Annotated in this window: 13 protein-coding genes; 6 read left to right on the top strand and 7 right to left on the bottom strand. The window is 31.9% G+C overall.

Translation table 11 applies throughout. The features are described 5' to 3' along the window. The first annotated feature begins 214 nt into the window (after positions 1-214). The 5 genes from EQ921_RS02715 (at position 215) to EQ921_RS02695 (ending at position 6,282) form a co-directional block, all read left to right on the top strand. Positions 215-1,447, top strand: coding sequence for a hypothetical protein (locus EQ921_RS02715; protein ID WP_128330457.1), 1,233 nt, complete (start codon positions 215-217; stop codon positions 1,445-1,447). A gap of 164 nt (positions 1,448-1,611) precedes the next feature. Continuing rightward, entirely contained in the window at positions 1,612-2,769 is a 1,158-nt protein-coding gene (locus EQ921_RS02710) for an ATP-binding cassette domain-containing protein (protein WP_128330456.1), read from the top strand. A 23-nt stretch (positions 2,770-2,792) separates the two neighbouring features. After that, the gene (locus EQ921_RS02705; protein WP_128330455.1) at positions 2,793-4,127 is read left to right on the top strand and encodes a hypothetical protein; all 1,335 of its coding nucleotides are present in this window, start codon (positions 2,793-2,795) and stop codon (positions 4,125-4,127) included. A 72-nt stretch (positions 4,128-4,199) separates the two neighbouring features. Next, the gene (locus tag EQ921_RS02700) at positions 4,200-5,594 is read left to right on the top strand and encodes a HAMP domain-containing sensor histidine kinase (RefSeq protein ID WP_164875253.1); all 1,395 of its coding nucleotides are present in this window, start codon (positions 4,200-4,202) and stop codon (positions 5,592-5,594) included. Continuing rightward, entirely contained in the window at positions 5,587-6,282 is a 696-nt protein-coding gene (locus EQ921_RS02695; protein WP_128150962.1) for a tRNA1(Val) (adenine(37)-N6)-methyltransferase, read from the top strand. The genes EQ921_RS02700 and EQ921_RS02695 overlap by 8 nt, the downstream gene beginning before the upstream one ends. Here the strand turns inward: EQ921_RS02695 and EQ921_RS02690 are convergent. Continuing rightward, positions 6,277-6,639, bottom strand: a complete 363-nt coding sequence (locus tag EQ921_RS02690) for a YraN family protein (protein ID WP_128330454.1) — start codon at positions 6,637-6,639, stop codon at positions 6,277-6,279. The genes EQ921_RS02695 and EQ921_RS02690 overlap by 6 nt on opposite strands. A gap of 80 nt (positions 6,640-6,719) precedes the next feature. Between EQ921_RS02690 and EQ921_RS02685 the strand changes: the two genes are divergently transcribed. Continuing rightward, on the top strand, positions 6,720-7,478 hold the full coding sequence (locus EQ921_RS02685) for a hypothetical protein (RefSeq protein WP_128330453.1): 759 nt from the start codon (positions 6,720-6,722) through the stop codon (positions 7,476-7,478). Between the two features lie 53 nt (positions 7,479-7,531). Here EQ921_RS02685 and EQ921_RS02680 read toward each other — a convergent pair whose 3' ends face one another. The 6 genes from EQ921_RS02680 to EQ921_RS02655 form a co-directional block, all read right to left on the bottom strand. Further along, complete coding sequence (locus tag EQ921_RS02680) at positions 7,532-7,891, bottom strand: DUF2809 domain-containing protein (RefSeq protein WP_221410455.1); 360 nt, start codon at positions 7,889-7,891, stop codon at positions 7,532-7,534. A gap of 24 nt (positions 7,892-7,915) precedes the next feature. Further along, positions 7,916-11,023, bottom strand: coding sequence for an exodeoxyribonuclease V subunit beta (locus EQ921_RS02675; RefSeq protein ID WP_128330451.1), 3,108 nt, complete (start codon positions 11,021-11,023; stop codon positions 7,916-7,918). Positions 11,024-11,097: 74 nt separating this feature from the next. Continuing rightward, a complete protein-coding gene (locus tag EQ921_RS02670) occupies positions 11,098-12,105 on the bottom strand; it encodes a cytochrome d ubiquinol oxidase subunit II (RefSeq protein ID WP_128150952.1) in 1,008 nt (335 codons plus the stop codon). 1 nt (position 12,106) lies between these two features. Further along, on the bottom strand, positions 12,107-13,453 hold the full coding sequence (locus EQ921_RS02665) for a cytochrome ubiquinol oxidase subunit I (RefSeq protein WP_128330450.1): 1,347 nt from the start codon (positions 13,451-13,453) through the stop codon (positions 12,107-12,109). Positions 13,454-13,610: 157 nt separating this feature from the next. Next, the gene (locus EQ921_RS02660) at positions 13,611-15,026 is read right to left on the bottom strand and encodes a M43 family zinc metalloprotease (RefSeq protein WP_128330449.1); all 1,416 of its coding nucleotides are present in this window, start codon (positions 15,024-15,026) and stop codon (positions 13,611-13,613) included. 240 nt (positions 15,027-15,266) lie between these two features. Continuing rightward, positions 15,267-16,667, bottom strand: a complete 1,401-nt coding sequence (locus tag EQ921_RS02655) for a M43 family zinc metalloprotease (RefSeq protein WP_164875563.1) — start codon at positions 16,665-16,667, stop codon at positions 15,267-15,269. Positions 16,668-16,730: the final 63 nt, after the last annotated feature.

Raw genomic sequence — 16,730 nt, 5'->3', positions numbered from 1 at the left:
GACTGTACTAATTAATGTAAGGAATATAATAGGTAATTTAAAGAAAATATAAAAAAGACTTAAATATCTTAAATAGATTAATTAAATTTAGGGATTTAAATTAAGATAAATATTAAGATGATTTATTTCTATACATTTATTTATACTAAGAAATGTTTGACTTATCTTTTATATTTTCAATTACTAATACAATAATCTATTTAATATAAAAACTATGATAGCATTACCTCCTCCGGATTCGGTTATGATTGATCAAACCGCCTTTTATTATTTTTTACCGGAAAAACAGGCAGAAATTAAATTTAAGGTAAATGGAAAACGAATCAACGTAAAATGGTTAAATGCAGATATCCCAATTGCCGTTTATTCTGAAAATGAACTTCCTGATTCTTATTTTGGAAGTATGGATATGACCTTAAACACTTTTCATAAGTGGATGGATCCTAAAGCTGCAGATGATATTTACAATATACCAAGTACTAATCATGCCATATTAAAGCGTTTCCCTCCTACTTCATCTAAAATAGAAATCGTAAAATATCAGGGCGATTCCACATATATATTAAAGAATATAGATGTAGCAGTAAAAACAAATGATCTATTAACTGCATTAATAAAAAAGAAATCAGGAAAATCAAACGATAAAGATCTTAAAATCATTAATTACTGGCATCAATTTAAAAACCGTAAGGCAGTATACAATGAATATGACAAATCAAAACTACCAGTATATAAAGTCAAGTATATCAATAAGGAGGGGTATTTTAATGATCGCGAACTGGTAGGTAACCTAAAAGATAAAACCTTTCGCCCACTGCCTTCTCCTTTAACTTTTGAAAAAGAATATTATTACCTGATGAAATATTCCTACGCATTTGCAGTACATTTTCCAGAAAGCAGTATCCAAACATACGATGAATTTCATGACGCCTACGGTAAATATGTTTATGCAGTAGAAATACGACGTCCTAAACGTTCTTACGGTCTGGAATGGCTTGATTATATATATCACAGGCCCGACCATCATCTGGAAGCCGGTATTGTAGATTACGAACGATTCAAGGGATTCGATCAATGGAATGAAGGAGAGGAACTTGAAGTAAGAGTGCTTGCAGACGGATTTGAAGATGCGATAGTTAAAACCCGCATGAAAAGACCTCTTCAAAAACATGCTTTATTGAGTCCTCCCAAATTAAAGAAAAACGATATTTTAAAAGTTTCTTTGGACGAAGGTCTTATTAACAGAATAAAAGAAAATCCGACAATTTTTGAGATAACATTTAAAGAAAATATTAAAGTATTTTTCGATAGTAAAGAAATGAAATTCGGGAAAGACTATATAGAAATACCGGTTCAGGCTTTTGCTAAAGATGGTAGCGGAAGGTATGGCATATATATAAATGATAACGTTTATGCTTCTTATTTTACTGGATTTACTCTGGAATAAAATTTCTTAAAAAATTCAAAGAGCTTCTAGTATTGTTAAGTAGTTCTTTGAATTTTTTTGTTTCAAACGTCTTATTTTATCTTATTTTTCACTTCTCTGCTAATTTAAAAAAATAATACTAGATTAAGTTTTCAAACGTTTCTAGTATAAACTTATCTTATCATATGAACTTATTCGAAAAACAATATCAGGAGATTTTACACTTTTTACAGTTTGAAGATTATACCTTAACCTTAAAACGTATCATTGATCTTACTCTTGATACTGAAGATATTTCCTTTTATAGGAAAACTTATGAACTTTTACAATGGGTAGACTTTAATGAATCTAACCTGGGAGAAAAAAAAGAAAGATATTCCTCTATTTTGAACGAATTATATCAATTCCTTTCAAAAAAAACGATTCATAATCCAAACCCTTTATTAATTGTAGAAAATATAAAAAATGCATACAGTAAATCTTCCTTTTCTTTAGGTCCTATCAATATCAAAATAGCTGAAGGCGAAATTATAGGTTTAGTTGGTGAAAATGGAAACGGTAAAACAACATTACTCCGAGCTTTATGTGGAGAGCTTCTTCCTACTGAAGGAAAAGTATCCTATTTATTTGATTATAAAGATGATTATGAATTAAGATCCCAACTTATATATATTCCTCAAAGAACCAATACCTGGTATGGCTCTGTATTGGATAACCTTAGATTTACTGCTGCATCATATGATAGCATAGGAGAAGAAAACGAATTGTTAGTCGACCTCATTATTTCGCGAATGGGATTACGAAATTATCGCAATTATAAATGGAAAAATCTTTCTTCCGGATATAAAATGCGTTTTGAACTTGCCCGTATGCTCCTGAGAAAGCCAAAATTATTACTTATTGACGAACCTCTGGCAAATCTGGATATTCTGGCACAACAAACCGTATTGGATGATTTTAAAGCTATAGCTAAATCTCCATTCAGACCTTTGGGAATTGTATTAAGTTCTCAACAGCTTTACGAAGTGGAAAAAACATCTGATCAGGTGATTTTCTTAAAACATGGTGAGCAAAAAAATCTGAAATCTGAAACCACAGCAGATCATGAAACTGAACTACAGGAATTAATTATTGAGTTTGAATCAGAATGGACTCAGGAACAACTATACGCAGTTTTGAAACAATTATCTTTATCAAAATTGCAATATAACGGAGGCTCTTTTATCTCCCATTTTCCTGATACTATATCTATAAATAATTTCCTTCAAATAATTATTGATAATAATATCCCTATCAAGTATTTCAGAAATATCTCTAATTCTACCCGTCGATTCTTTGTTTAATTCTTCTCTAAAATTTGCTTATCATGTTTAAAAAAATACAAAAAAAATTATTATTAAACTATCCTCTTCTATGGAATATAAAAGTTATCCCTATGGTAATAACCATAGTAGGATTTAATGTTCTTTATTTTTTTTTAGGATTTATCTCAGGAGCTATCGATTTTCAAAAAAGTAATTACTATAATAACGGTAGCTTTACAATTTTTTTCCTCGTCATAATACTTACCAGTATCCTTACATTAATTTTATGGCTTGTTTATTATCTGAAAAATAATGGTTTTAAATCTTTTTATCCTAAAAAAGGTAATTCTCTATATTGGGAATGGCTGCTTACTTTTTTACTACTTTTTGGAATCTGCTCATATCCATTCAGTTACTTTCAAGGAATTCAGGCTAAAGAAAGATCCTATGCTACTAAAGAAGAGGTTTTAGAAACAAAAAAATTTCTCAATAAAATTGATATTTTAATTCCCGAATCCGATACTCATTACTACAATCGAACCATCGTACCTGACTCTGCAAATACCGATAAAACTTCAAATTCCATTAGTATTTCTCTATTAAATTTTGATGATTACTCTGAAAGTTCTGATATACAACAGGTAAAAAGATGGCTCGTAGAAGAAAAACAAGACAGCATAAGAAATTTATTACACCAATATTTTAAGCTACAGGAAAAATATAAACTTACTTCTAATTTAACGGTTGACAGCTGGATGAAACTAATTTATAATCCGCCAACCTACGAAGTATCCCCCTCCAATTACATACTTAAGAATAAAATTAATTTCTCGTATAATAATTCCTCTAATTATTATGTTGAATACTACAACCTTACATCCGGTTATAATAAAATATATAATGCACACTATGATAACGATTCCTTTTATACTACATTACTTCTAATTTTTTATATAGCTTTAAGCTTATCTCTTTTTCTACTTTCTTTCCGTATAACCAGTGGTAAATCCTGGCTAATCGCACTCGTAGTTATAGGATTACTTGCTTTAATTTACGGAATTGTTTCAGCCATTCATGGAATAATTGGCGGAAGTGGTAATGGACTTTTCTTTTTGACAATTATATATTGGGTGGTCATTTTTTTTATTATGATTTTCTACGTTGGAAGTAAAATTTATTGTAAAAGCCCTAAGGGTAAATCCACTATTTTAATACACTTAATTTTATGGATGCTCCCATATGTATTTATGCTCTTACACTATATGTATATAGAATCAAGAGATTCTCCTGATATTTTTTCAACTTTATTTAACAGTATTAACCTTATATTTGTATGCATTTTATTATTACCGCTTACCATAATTATAAAAAAATGGAAGGCATTACCCGAAGAGTAAAACAAAATAAATCAGTGTATTAAATACTAAATGTATAAAAGATTCCCCCTTTCACTAAGGATATTCTTAGTAATGATATTAGTTGTAGTGAGTACCATATTTGCTATGGGGCTCATTACTTTTTATCAATATATTAAAATTGCTGAGAATTATAATCAACGACGACTTGAGAGGAAAGAACAACTTATAATTGAAACTTTTGATTATTTGCTTTCCAGTAGAAACACCAAACCTGAAGAAGTTAAAGAAAAAATCGGGAATAAAATTTATGAAATTTCAGATATAAATAATCTGGATATTAATTTTTATTCATTGGACGGCAAATTTTTATTGGGAAATAAAATACCGAATGCTAAAACTGAGTTTGTACCTAAAGAAATTCTTAAAGGACTTAACATTAATAATGATAGGATCGAAATTGTTCAAAAATCGCCCTTAACCGGAGGTAACTACATTGCTGTTTACAGGTACATTTATAATAATGACTATCAACCCATAACCATAATTAACTTTCCTTATTTATATGATGATTACTTTATAAAGAAAGACTTTTTTGGCTTACTGTACCGGTACTTGGCTATAATGCTAATCGTTTTAATTATCAGTGGAATTTTCGCATGGTTCTTTTCCCAAAGCTTAACCAGAAAAATTAAAGAAGTTGCTTTTCGCTTAAGTGATACTGATGCTTTATCATTTAACCGCCCTATTTTATATAATTATATTGACGAAATAAGCCCTCTGATTAAAGCATATAATATTATGCTTACTAAATTTAAAGAACAAACGGATGCTCTGGTTAAAGCAGAAAAAGATAATGCATGGCAGGAAATGGCCAGACAGGTAGCCCATGAAATAAAAAACCCGTTAACTCCCATGAAACTGGAAATACAAAGTTTTCAGTTACGCTTTAATCCGGATGATCCGGAAGTTACCGAGAAATTAAATACACTTACCCGTTCCTTAATTCAACAAATAGATACGATATCTTCCATAGCCGAGGCATTTTCTGATTTTGCTAAAATGCCGGTTAAGAAAGATCAAAAATTAAATATTGTTGAGGTAACCAAAAATTCATTAGAAATTTTCCCTTCTCAGTATATCACTATTGATTGTCCGGAAGAACCTGTATTCTTAACACTCGATCCTAATCTGCTTAACCGTTGTTTAACTAATCTGGTTAAAAACGCATTTCAATCAATTCCTGAAAATAAAGAACCTCGAATTTTGGTTAGAATACGACAGGATTCGCGAATGGTATATTTTTCAATCATAGATAATGGAAGTGGCATTCCTCAGGATGTACAGCCTAAAATTTTCACCCCTCAATTCTCTACAAAAACGAGTGGTAGCGGTTTAGGTTTAGCAATAACTAAAAAGCTTATTGAGGAATACAACGGAACCATCACATTTATATCAGAAGAAGGTAGTGGTTCAATATTTAAATTTGAAATACCTAAAAATGAATAATATTTTCAGGTTCAAGAAATTTCACATTAAACAAAGCAACGAGGTTTTTAAAGTAGGTACTGACGGAGTATTGGCCGGATGCCTTGCCAATATTTCTCAAGCACAAAAAATTCTTGATATTGGTACTGGTACAGGTTTACTAGCTCTAATATGTGCGCAAAGAAATCCAGCTGCTTGTATATCTGCCATAGATTCAGAAATGGAATCTTACCTGCTGGCTCAAGAAAATTTTTCAAATTCTCCTTTCAGCAATCTTTCGGTATCACATAAAAAAATACAGGATTTATCTAATCAAGAATATTTTGACTACATTATTTGTAACCCTCCTTATTTTAAAGTCTCAGAACAATTACATCAAAAATATCCTGTTGCCAGGCATCAGCTAAAAATGGATTATAAAGTTTTACTTATTAAAATGAGTAAATTGCTTACTCCTTCACAAGGCATTGCTGGTCTAATTTTCCCATACGAACAGGAAAATGAAATAATTAAGCTTGCTGAATCGGCTCAGCTTTCGCCCATTCGTGTAGTACACATCTACGGAATAAAAAACGGCAAAGTAAAGCGTTCGTTTATTGAATTTTCTTTGACTCCTGCTGCATGTACCAATGAAAGTCTGTATATTGAAGAAACTCCGCGCATATGGACTTCTGAATACAAAACTTTGACAGAAGATTTTTACCTATAATATTGCATCGAAGGCATCTGTGATATGATTGATTTGCCATGAATTATCAATTTTTAACATAGAAACTACATCAAATCGAACGTCATACTCTATTTGATTGTTTTCGACGTAGTAATCCGCCGCTAAAATCATCAACCTTTTTTTTGAATAATCTACCGCATCCTCCGGCTCCATGACAGAGTTACTGTTTCTAGCCTTAACTTCCACAACAACCAATTCTTTTTTATCTATCATAATAATATCAATTTCAGCTTTTCTGAATCGCCAATTTCTTTCAATTAAAATATATCCTTTACTCTTAAGATATCGGACTGCTTCGGTTTCTGCTTCGTATCCGAAGTCATTATGTTCTGCCATAATTTGTAAATCTCTTAATTTTTATCTCACAATTTGAATATTCAATTTATAAAAATAATATCTTTGCAAAAAATATGGGTATGAAAAAGTTATTGTTCTTGACGTTGGGTATATTTTCTTTAATTTCAATGATATCTTGTGGTGAAGAAAAACTGGATCCTTATACGGATGAGGGGTATGATAAAGCTAAAAAATTACTTCCTGTTGAAATTTCAGAAAAAGTAATTAATGGTAACAATACTTATACCATTTATACAACTACGTTTAAATACGATGATCAAGATAGAATTATTGAATACCGATATCTTTTCGGTTCTACTATATATGTGTATGACATAGCTTACAATGAAACCAACGGAACTATTAAGTCTGCGGGAGTTTATTATAGTACGTCAGATTATTATAACTATACCTATGAATATACAGACGACCGTACGATTCTCGAACATAAATCCCACAACGGAAACGATCCTGTTACCAATACTCTCAATTTTGGTGCAGATGGAAAATTATATGAAAAAATAAGCACTGAAAATGGTACTTCAAATTATACCTATGATTCTAAAGGTAATTTAACCGGAGACGGAACAAATACTTTTACCTTTGATTCTACTAAAGGTATACTTAGCGGTTCTAAAACTCCTGTATGGATTTTTTCATCTCTTTACAAAGAATTTCCATTTAGCCGAAATATTATTAACAACGTTACTCTTGATGAAGAAAATGTTGCATACTCGTATACCGATTTGAATCATAATCTTTACCCGACAAAAGTAATTATTGATAATGATGTAAATAACTATCTGGAAATAACTTATAAGTTGTCTACCCGTTTTTAGCACTCATAATTTTCGAAGTTAAGAATTGTTTAATATCTTATTTTTAATTCTGCTTATTTATACCGATTAGGAATTAAGTACAATACAACTCCCGCAAGAGTGTAGGCGCTTATATCTTCCCAGCTAAAGGTTGTACCTATAATAACTCTTAGAACTTTATTTTTTATATGCAATAAATCGGCAATATTAAAATACTGAGCAATCTCAACTCCATAAGCGAAGAGTACTACGAATATAATAAGGTGGCTAGGCCTGATTTTAATAAAAGATCTGACTAAATAATAAAGTAAAAATATTACCAAAAAATCCCCAAAAAAGGGTCTTATAAAAGAATCATCTATATAAATTCCTATAAAAATCTCAATACCTAAAATTAGTAGAAAAGTTATGAATGATATTAGATTAAACTGCATTGTCATTACTTGAATTTATAAAATTTATATATACTTGATTTTTATGCCTGAATTATTAATATAAATGACAAGCTTTTCAGCAACAACATATCCGAATGCTTCCAATGCTTTTGAATAACCTTCAATTTGCTTACTGTGCTTAGAAAGTTCATCTCCGGTTTTAAAATCAATAATTGTGAATTGATCATTAATTTTGACCAATCGATCAGGTCTGTAAAATTTTCCTTCAAAGAGAATTTCCTGCTCGCTAAATATTTCTGTTCCTTGTTGAAAATATTTTACGAGTTGAGGATGTGTAACAACCGCTTGCAATATTGAAGTCACAGATGATTCTTCTTTTTTTTGAATTATACCGTTAAGTACCATTTTTTTTATTACTTTCTGTAAATCATCATATGTATTAACCTGCTCCAATATAGTATGTATACTGTTTCCGTATTGAATGTCTTTGTTTTCTTCAGAATAATATTTATGCATTTCCGTACTAACTCTTATTTTTTTATTCCATCGGTTAGAATTCCAGTTGATTTTTTCTTCATTAGAAATATTTTTTTCTTTTTCCGAACCTTTACTTCCGTAATTATCCTGCTCATACAATTCTATAGACTTTTCAGAAATGTTGTAGGAATTTGCTGACAAGAATTTTTCTATCAAAGTTTCTTTACTTTTTTCTTTTTTTTCCTGAATCAGAAATAATTGTTGTGAGGCACGAGTAGTTGCAACGTATTGAACGCATAAATCATCAATACTCTTTTCAAATGACTGGTAATCTACTACTTCTTTGATATTTTCATCCACTTCTTCCAAACCGGATTTTGTGGATGTATAGTATTGTTCAAAGCCATTGTATAAGCTTTTATCTAAGGGAAACCAATATTCTTCATTCATATTTCGCCTGTCCATAATTGGATTAATGACCACCGGAAACTCAAGACCTTTAGATTTATGAATGGTCATGATTTGAACTGCATTCATATTTTCAGGAAACCGGATGGATAAACCCGGGCTTTTTAGCTCCCAACTTTCTAAAAATTCTTTTAAACTGATGGCTCCGGATTTTTCCATCTGTAGAATTAAATCAAGTAAAGCTGATAAATACATATTTTCTTTACTACCAAAACCTAAAGATTGAATCAATTCCTCGGCAAAATCAAAAAAACTGAGACTGTTATTTTGCTGGTATCTTACATTAATTCCCAACTGATTTTGTAAATAAACAATAGATTCATCAAAATTCAGATTTTTTATTATCAGCATTTCTGCCGTATAATCTTTAATGATGATTTTATCCAGCTTCCAGAGATAGTAAAGCATAATAACCAGCTCTTCTTTATCATGAACCTGATTTAGCCATCGAAAAGCGGCAATAATAGATTTTACAGCAGGAGATGAAGCCACCAAAAGGGCTTCTTCCGTTAAAATAGGTATATCATTTTCTGCCAAGAGCTCTACGATAGGATAACTATGCTTTTTATTACGTACCAGCACAGCAATATCTTTATACGAAAATCCATTTTCTATTGCTTCCTTAATAATATCCAAAACTGTGGAAGCTAAATAATTACCTTCTTCATCCGAAGGTTTTACAAAAGATACCTGAACTCTTCCTCCCTTTTCCTGTTTTGGAACCTGATATGAATTATCACCAAAAAGTACACGATATTCTTTTGAATCCAATTCTGTTTCTGCCAGAAATTTATAAAATTTATTATTAAAATCTACAATGTTGGGTAAACTCCTATAATTGTTTCCCAAGGTAATTACCGTTATATTTTGCTGCTCCGAAGAAGAAATCAGATTCATCAAAATTTCAGGTTTCCCTGATCTGAAACGATATATAGCTTGTTTAGGATCACCCACCAAAGTTATGGAAGTGCCATTCGAAACCCTAGCATTGTCTATAAGCGGAGTCAGATTATCCCATTGTAACTGTGAAGTATCCTGAAACTCATCTATAAAGTAATGATTGTACCTTCCTCCTAACTTTTCATATATAAAAGCTACGGGTTCGTCTTTAAGATGCTTACTTATAATAGGATTTACATCGGAAAGAAAAAGTATGTCTTGTTCTTCTTTTTTTCCATTAAGGAATCTTCCGATTTCAGACTGTAATTCAATAGTAATTAAATTTCTTCTTACGGATTCATCAATTTTTATACGATTGATTTTCTTTTTTATATCAGAAAATATAGATATTAGTTCGGGAGCTATTTCTCGGATATCGTTTTCACGAAGTGATTTGGATTTTGCGTATTTTTCGTTTTCGCAAAAGTCAATATAATAGGTTGAATTTGTTTTTATGGAATGATAATTATTAATACTATTTTCAGGTACCGTTAATTTGTAAAAAAAACCTGCCATTCCTCTAGCTCCCTGATAAAAATCAGACACTTCCAGATGATTATTTTCAATTAAATGAATCGCTCTTTTAGCCAGAAACTGTATATCTTCATTATTATCTTTAATACGATTAATCAAAAGTTGAGTTAATTTTCTAAAGTCGTCGAAGTCTTTTTCGGAAACTGAGGTTATTTTATCCAAATGCATTTCCTTTAAAAAGTTCTGGGATGAAACAAGTAATTCTTTTCTTATCTCTGTTGAAGATTCGTTTTCAAACTTCCAAAATACATAATTTAATATAACTTCTGCAAAAGGGTTATCTGTTCCTAACTGATCTATTAATTCATCAATTGATTGTTTCAGATAATCTGATGAATCTAGTTCAACAGCAAATGAATAGGATAAACCCAATTCCTTAGTAAAAGATTTCATCAGCCTTAAGTTAAATTTATCAATGGTACTGATACTTAACAGGGAATAATGATGTAAAATATAGGAAAGTGCCTTTTTAGCTCTTAGCTTGACCTCTTTTAGATTGAGTCCCAACTCAAGAGAAATTTCTTTTAAAACAGGATGTTCGGTAGATGATTCAGATTCTGAAAAAGCTTTTAACCACGAAAGTATTCTGTTTTTCATTTCATTAGCTGCTTTGTTTGTAAAAGTTACAGCCAATATAGATCGAACAGATTCCGGATTCTCATTTTTCAATAAAATGGTAAGAAAATTCTTAACCAATGTATAGGTCTTTCCTGCTCCGGCAGATGCATTATATATGGTATAGCTAGACCCCATCTATTTATAAAAAAAGGATATGACAAAAATAGCCAAATCCTTTATATTTTATACACATTGTTAATAGGTAAGTTTTATTTTTTCTTGGACTGAAAGGAATATATTAAGTGAAATGCTCCGGGAAGAATAAAAATACTTCCTAACATAAGCGCCCAGGCCAATGATGCTATAGACTTGGAATCACTGCCACTTTCCAGTAATGAAAGATAACCGTTTTTAAACACCACCAGATTAGGGTAATGCTGGTAGGTAACTGCCAGCAAAATCATGACTACCTGAAATCCGGCAAAAATTCTTAATGTTTTAAACCATTTATTTTTTAGTCCGTAAAATACTCCGCCTAATGAAAGAGTAGCCAGTAAAACAGCAATCTGACCGATTGTTTCGCCAAATATCCATTGAATTAGCGGAATTCCTGAATAATGAGCCGCCAGGAAGACCATACCTCCAAATAATACAACAACAAAAGTAAAAACCTTAACTTTTCTGGATAAAAAGTCTTGATCTTCTTTGTCTTTAACCTGTGCCAATGCATAACAGGAAGATAAATATCCACAGATAGCTATGGTAAAAAAGCCTATAGCACAGCCGAAAGGTGTGAGCCAGCTAAAAATATAGGCTTGTAAAAACCCGGTAGCTTCCAAATCTATACTTCCGGCTACTGTGGCTCCTGCTATGATTCCCAAAAAAAACGGTGTGAATAAACTTGATATCGTAAAAATAGCATCGTATACATTTTGCCAATCATCCTTTACTGCATCATAATTTCTAAAAGCAAAGGCTGTACCTCTGGCAATAATTCCTACCAGCATTAAAAGCAAAGGAATATGTAAATGGGTGGAAAGTGTGGAATATATTTTAGGAAATCCTACGAAAAGAATTACTATAACAATAATTAGCCACATATGGTTGGTTTCCCAAACTGGCCCCATACCGTTGTACATGATTCTTCTAACTCTTTTTTTGTTTTTCGGACCTGTAAAAAACTCTACTATTCCGGCTCCAAAATCTGCACCTCCTAATAAAATGTATAATCCGATGGCTGTCCACAAAAAAAAGATAACTACGTATAGGTAAAACATTTTATAAGATTTTATTGATTTTAGTATTAAAATTTTCGTCTGTCGGATCGTATAACTTGGGAACCATTTTAATCTGTCTGTAAATTAAAAATGTAACAATTAAAGACAAGGAAATAAATATTCCGGTAAACAAATAGAATGAATATGCTATACCCGGCATAGGGGTTACTGCTTCTGCTGTTCTCATAACCCGATAAATAATCCAGGGTTGTCTTCCTACTTCAGTCACGACCCAGCCTGCTTCTAATGCTATATATCCTAGCGGGATTGCAAAAACAAAAAGCTTAAACAACCATTTTTTTTGTAACCAGGATCTTTTCTTTATCAGAGCAATTATATATAATCCCCCTATAATCATTAGCAAAACTCCGAGAGTTATCATAATCTGAAAGGAATAATGGACAATGGAAACCGGAGGTCTGTCTTGCTTAGGAAACTCGTTAAGACCTTTGACAGGAGTCTTGAAATCACCATGTGCTAAAAAGCTAAGCATTCCAGGAATTTTAAGAGCATAATCCACCTTTTCATTTTTTTCATCTACAATTCCCCCTACAATAAAAGGCGTTGAAGGTTCCGTATTAAAGTGAGCTTCCATAGCTGCGAGTTTTTCAGGCTGTCTTTTAGTTACATCCTTAGCTGAAATATCTCCGCTTAAAGGTTGTAATAATGCTGCTATTGAAGCGCATATAGCAGCTATTTTAAACGCTTTTGTATGAAAAAGTACATTTTTTTTCTTTAGGATCATTAAAGCATGTATTCCGGCAATAGCAAACCCGGTAGCTACAAAGGCTGCAAGAATCATATGAAGAGCCTGAGAAAACCAGGCATCGTTAAACATCGCTTTTATGGGATCTATATTTAAATACTGTCCGTTAATGTAATCAAACCCTGCCGGACTATTCATCCACGCATTGGCTGCAACAACCAAAACCCCCGAAGCTAAACCACTTATTCCTACTAACAGGCCTGTAAACCAGTGAAACCAAGGATTAAATCTCCCCCATCCGTATAAGTAAAATCCTAACGCTATAGCTTCAACAAAAAAAGCAGTACCTTCCAATGAAAAAGGCATACCAAATATGGGACCTGCATGCTCCATAAATTTAGGCCACAAAAGACCCAATTCAAATGAAAGCATGGTTCCGGAAACTGCCCCTGTAGCAAAAAGAATAGCTATTCCTTTGCTCCAGGCTTTGGTAATACCCTTATATATTTCATTTTTAGTTCTTAAATATTTGAAATGTGATATTGCCATGAAAATGGGTAAAACCATTCCTATGCAGGCAAAAATAATATGAAACCCTAATGAAAGGGCCATTTGCGAGCGAGCTGCTATAAAATCATCCATCTGTTATTGTAAATATGAGTGCAAAATTATAAAAAGAATATTTTTTTCTCTCTGTATACCTATATAAAAATATTATACCCTCATGAAAAATAAAATATAATTTTGTCCACCAGACAGATAGTTTAATAGTTGATAATTTAATTAAAGGTACTACTTTTTATTTAACTATTATGAATTTAATCTTTTTTGTTTTTTTATTAGTTGATAATTTGATAAAATAAAGACCTGGTGAAAAAGAAGACGTATTGACGGTGAAGCGAGTAGATGCATTTACTTCTTCTTTTTTAATTAATTGCCCTAAACCGGTAAATATCTCATACGTTTTAACCGTTTCATTTTCTTGAGAAATAACAACCTCAAATTTATCTTTCGCCGGATTAGGATATATAAGTATATCACCAGAGGTATCTTTTACTTCCGTATCATTAACATCTAACCACACCTTGGATGTCAGAAGAGAGGCTCTTCTGGGTGAATTAGCTAAAACAGTCAACATTCTTGCTTTTTGATCTTCCGTAAATGTATTCGTACAGGCATCATAGCTATAATCCATATAATTTTCTGTCATATCATTTCCGGGAGCCAACGGACATGAATCTACAATCTGATCACACTCCCAGTTTGCATGAGATGCTGCCGGAGTATCTAAACAATAGTCATTATGACTATCCTTTTCATCCAGCTCACAAGATTCATTATCTCCCCAAATATGTCTTAATCCTAAAAAATGTCCCGTTTCATGGGTTAAAGTACGTCCCTTGTCTAATCTTTCACGATAATTTCCTTCAACTGTATCTGATGAACCAAAAGCTTCCGGATTAATAACTACTCCGTCTCTGTTTGCAATAAATTCAATACCTTTAAGATCCTCAAGACCATCCAGGCCCGAAGCATGTGGAAAGGAGGAATATCCAATGGGAGCCGAGACATACTGAGGAATAATATAAATCACCCAGATATTCATATATTTTTCAGGATCCCATTGTGTTTGAGGTTTTATAGTTTCTTCTATTTGTTGCTTGTTTAAATATTTTCCTACTAAAGGAATTCGATTGATACCATTGGTAGGATTTCCATTCGGATCTATTTTTGCTAACCGAAATTCAATACCTGTATCTACACCTATAGGATTAGTGTTAAATCCACGAGATCCCGGCATTCTTCTAAAATCCTGATTCAACACCTCAATCTGGGAATTAATCCTTTCATCAGAAAGATTACCTCCTTCTCCTATCTTTTCATGTTCTGGTGCCACTACGTGAACAACCACAGGTATGATCTTTACTTCGTCCTTATATCGAGCTGATTTTAATTTTAATTTTGTATTAAGAACTTTTGGAGCCAACCATTCTTCGAATTTTTTTACAGAGGGTTTATAATTGTATTTTTCTTCTAAATACTTTTCGTATTCCTCATTACCACAAAAACTAATTCTAGGCTCAGGGTTATTTTTGTTTACATCATTTTTTTCATCTTGATCGATAGTATGATTTTGTGCATTACCATACAAAAAAACAAAACTGCTTGCAACAATAAAGATCTTTTTAACTTCAGCAGTAAATTTCTGTTTCATATTTTTTTATTTTAGAACGATTATTAATTATAATTTATATATAATATAATATTACTTGAAAAGTATTATACTTAGCAACCAAATATACAACAATATCAATAAAAAAATACCTATTTTATAAACAAAAGTTAAATTAATCTTTGTTAGCTATTTATGAAAAAAAATGATCTGATTAGTATATAATCAGATCATTTTTTTAGAATATTAACTTTAACAAAAAGTTACTTTTTTTATTTCGTTTTATCTAATAACCATAAATCTTATTTTTTTATTCCTTTTATCTGTTGAAAGCTTTAAAACATAAATTCCAGGCTCAAAACTGCTGGTAATTATTCTAAAACCGGATTTTGCATTAACTTCTTCATTTTTTGCCATGATTTGACCTACGCTATTATATATTTTATAGCTTAAAGCTGTTTCTTCAGCATCCGGAATTCTCACTTCTAAATTTTCTTTTGCCGGATTAGGGTAAATATAAATGTCTTCATGAGTATCATTTGTTTCTGTTCCACTTTTCCATACTTCGGATTTGGTAAGATTTACTCTTCTAGGAGAATTGGTTAAAACAGTAAGAATTCTTGCTTTTTGATCTTCCGTAAATGTGTTCATACAGGTATCATTGGTATAATCCATGTAATTTTCGGTCATATCGTTTCCCGGATCAGACGGACAAGAATCTACTATTTGAGTGCAATAATAGTTTGCCTGAGATGATGCCGGAGTATCTAAACAATAGTCATTATAACTATCGGTTTCATCGACTATACAAGAAGAATTATCTCCCCAGATATGTCTTAACCCTAATGCATGACCAATTTCGTGGGTTAAGGTACGCCCCTTGTCATAGGGTGAACTGTAACTTCCGGAAACTATATCCGAAGTTCCAAAAGCGGACCAACGAATAATTACTCCGTCAGTATTAGCTGTAAATGGAGCTTCCATTCCTTGTAATCCTGAATTTGCAGGAAACTGTGCATATCCTAAAGTTCTGTCCAAATCACCTCCAAACTCACAAACCCAGATATTGAAATATTTTTCAGGGTCCCATTGGGTTCTTGGCTTTAAAACATTTTCAATATTACTTGAATTCCAAACATATCCGGGAATCTGTACTCTGTTAATACCATTAGTTTCTTTACCGTAAGGATCTACTTTTGCCAGACGAAATTCAATTTCCATATCTGCTCCCACCGGATTATCATTATACCCTCGTGTGTTCAGCATTTTCCTGTAATCCTGATTTAACACAGTGATTTGAGAAATTACCCGTTCATCAGAAATATTTGCTCCTTCTCCTACTACAGTACCATTATGAACCACATGAACTACTACAGGTATAATAAAAACTTCTCCGTCTGTTTTACCAGTAGATAATAATCGCTTCATATTTTTAGCTTTTGGAGCTATCCACTTTTCAAATTCTGAATCAGACAACCGTTTACCTTCTTTGTTTTGCAAGTACTTTTCATATTCAACGGTTGCACATCGAATATAGCCTGTTTGCGGATCCTCTCCGAACTCCGGCACAGAGGATCCAAATATTTTATTTTTTTGCTGAGCCTGTATGTTTATTGAACATACAACGACCAGAATATATATACATAATTGCCTGATAATCCCAATAAGCGCTTGTTCTTTCATAATCATATTCATTGAATTTACAAAAATACTACTTATTTGTTAGACACACTTTATCCTTTAGCT

It is taken from the genome of Apibacter sp. HY039 (assembly GCF_004023655.1).
Lineage (GTDB): Bacteria > Bacteroidota > Bacteroidia > Flavobacteriales > Weeksellaceae > Apibacter > Apibacter raozihei.
Note: the sequence above shows the minus strand (reverse complement) of the source record. Positions and strands in the feature narration are given on the sequence as shown.

Bases quoted from the DNA above. Each gene is read 5' to 3' on its own strand.
- EQ921_RS02715 (WP_128330457.1), top strand. From the start codon at position 215: ATGATAGCATTACCTCCTCCGGATTCGGTTATGATTGATCAAACCGCC.
- EQ921_RS02710 (WP_128330456.1), top strand. From the start codon at position 1,612: ATGAACTTATTCGAAAAACAATATCAGGAGATTTTACACTTTTTACAG.
- EQ921_RS02705 (WP_128330455.1), top strand. From the start codon at position 2,793: ATGTTTAAAAAAATACAAAAAAAATTATTATTAAACTATCCTCTTCTA.
- EQ921_RS02700 (WP_164875253.1), top strand. From the start codon at position 4,200: ATGATATTAGTTGTAGTGAGTACCATATTTGCTATGGGGCTCATTACT.
- EQ921_RS02695 (WP_128150962.1), top strand. From the start codon at position 5,587: ATGAATAATATTTTCAGGTTCAAGAAATTTCACATTAAACAAAGCAAC.
- EQ921_RS02690 (WP_128330454.1), bottom strand. From the start codon at position 6,639: ATGGCAGAACATAATGACTTCGGATACGAAGCAGAAACCGAAGCAGTC.
- EQ921_RS02685 (WP_128330453.1), top strand. From the start codon at position 6,720: ATGAAAAAGTTATTGTTCTTGACGTTGGGTATATTTTCTTTAATTTCA.
- EQ921_RS02680 (WP_221410455.1), bottom strand. From the start codon at position 7,891: ATGCAGTTTAATCTAATATCATTCATAACTTTTCTACTAATTTTAGGT.
- EQ921_RS02675 (WP_128330451.1), bottom strand. From the start codon at position 11,023: ATGGGGTCTAGCTATACCATATATAATGCATCTGCCGGAGCAGGAAAG.
- EQ921_RS02670 (WP_128150952.1), bottom strand. From the start codon at position 12,105: ATGTTTTACCTATACGTAGTTATCTTTTTTTTGTGGACAGCCATCGGA.
- EQ921_RS02665 (WP_128330450.1), bottom strand. From the start codon at position 13,453: ATGGATGATTTTATAGCAGCTCGCTCGCAAATGGCCCTTTCATTAGGG.
- EQ921_RS02660 (WP_128330449.1), bottom strand. From the start codon at position 15,026: ATGAAACAGAAATTTACTGCTGAAGTTAAAAAGATCTTTATTGTTGCA.
- EQ921_RS02655 (WP_164875563.1), bottom strand. From the start codon at position 16,667: ATGAAAGAACAAGCGCTTATTGGGATTATCAGGCAATTATGTATATAT.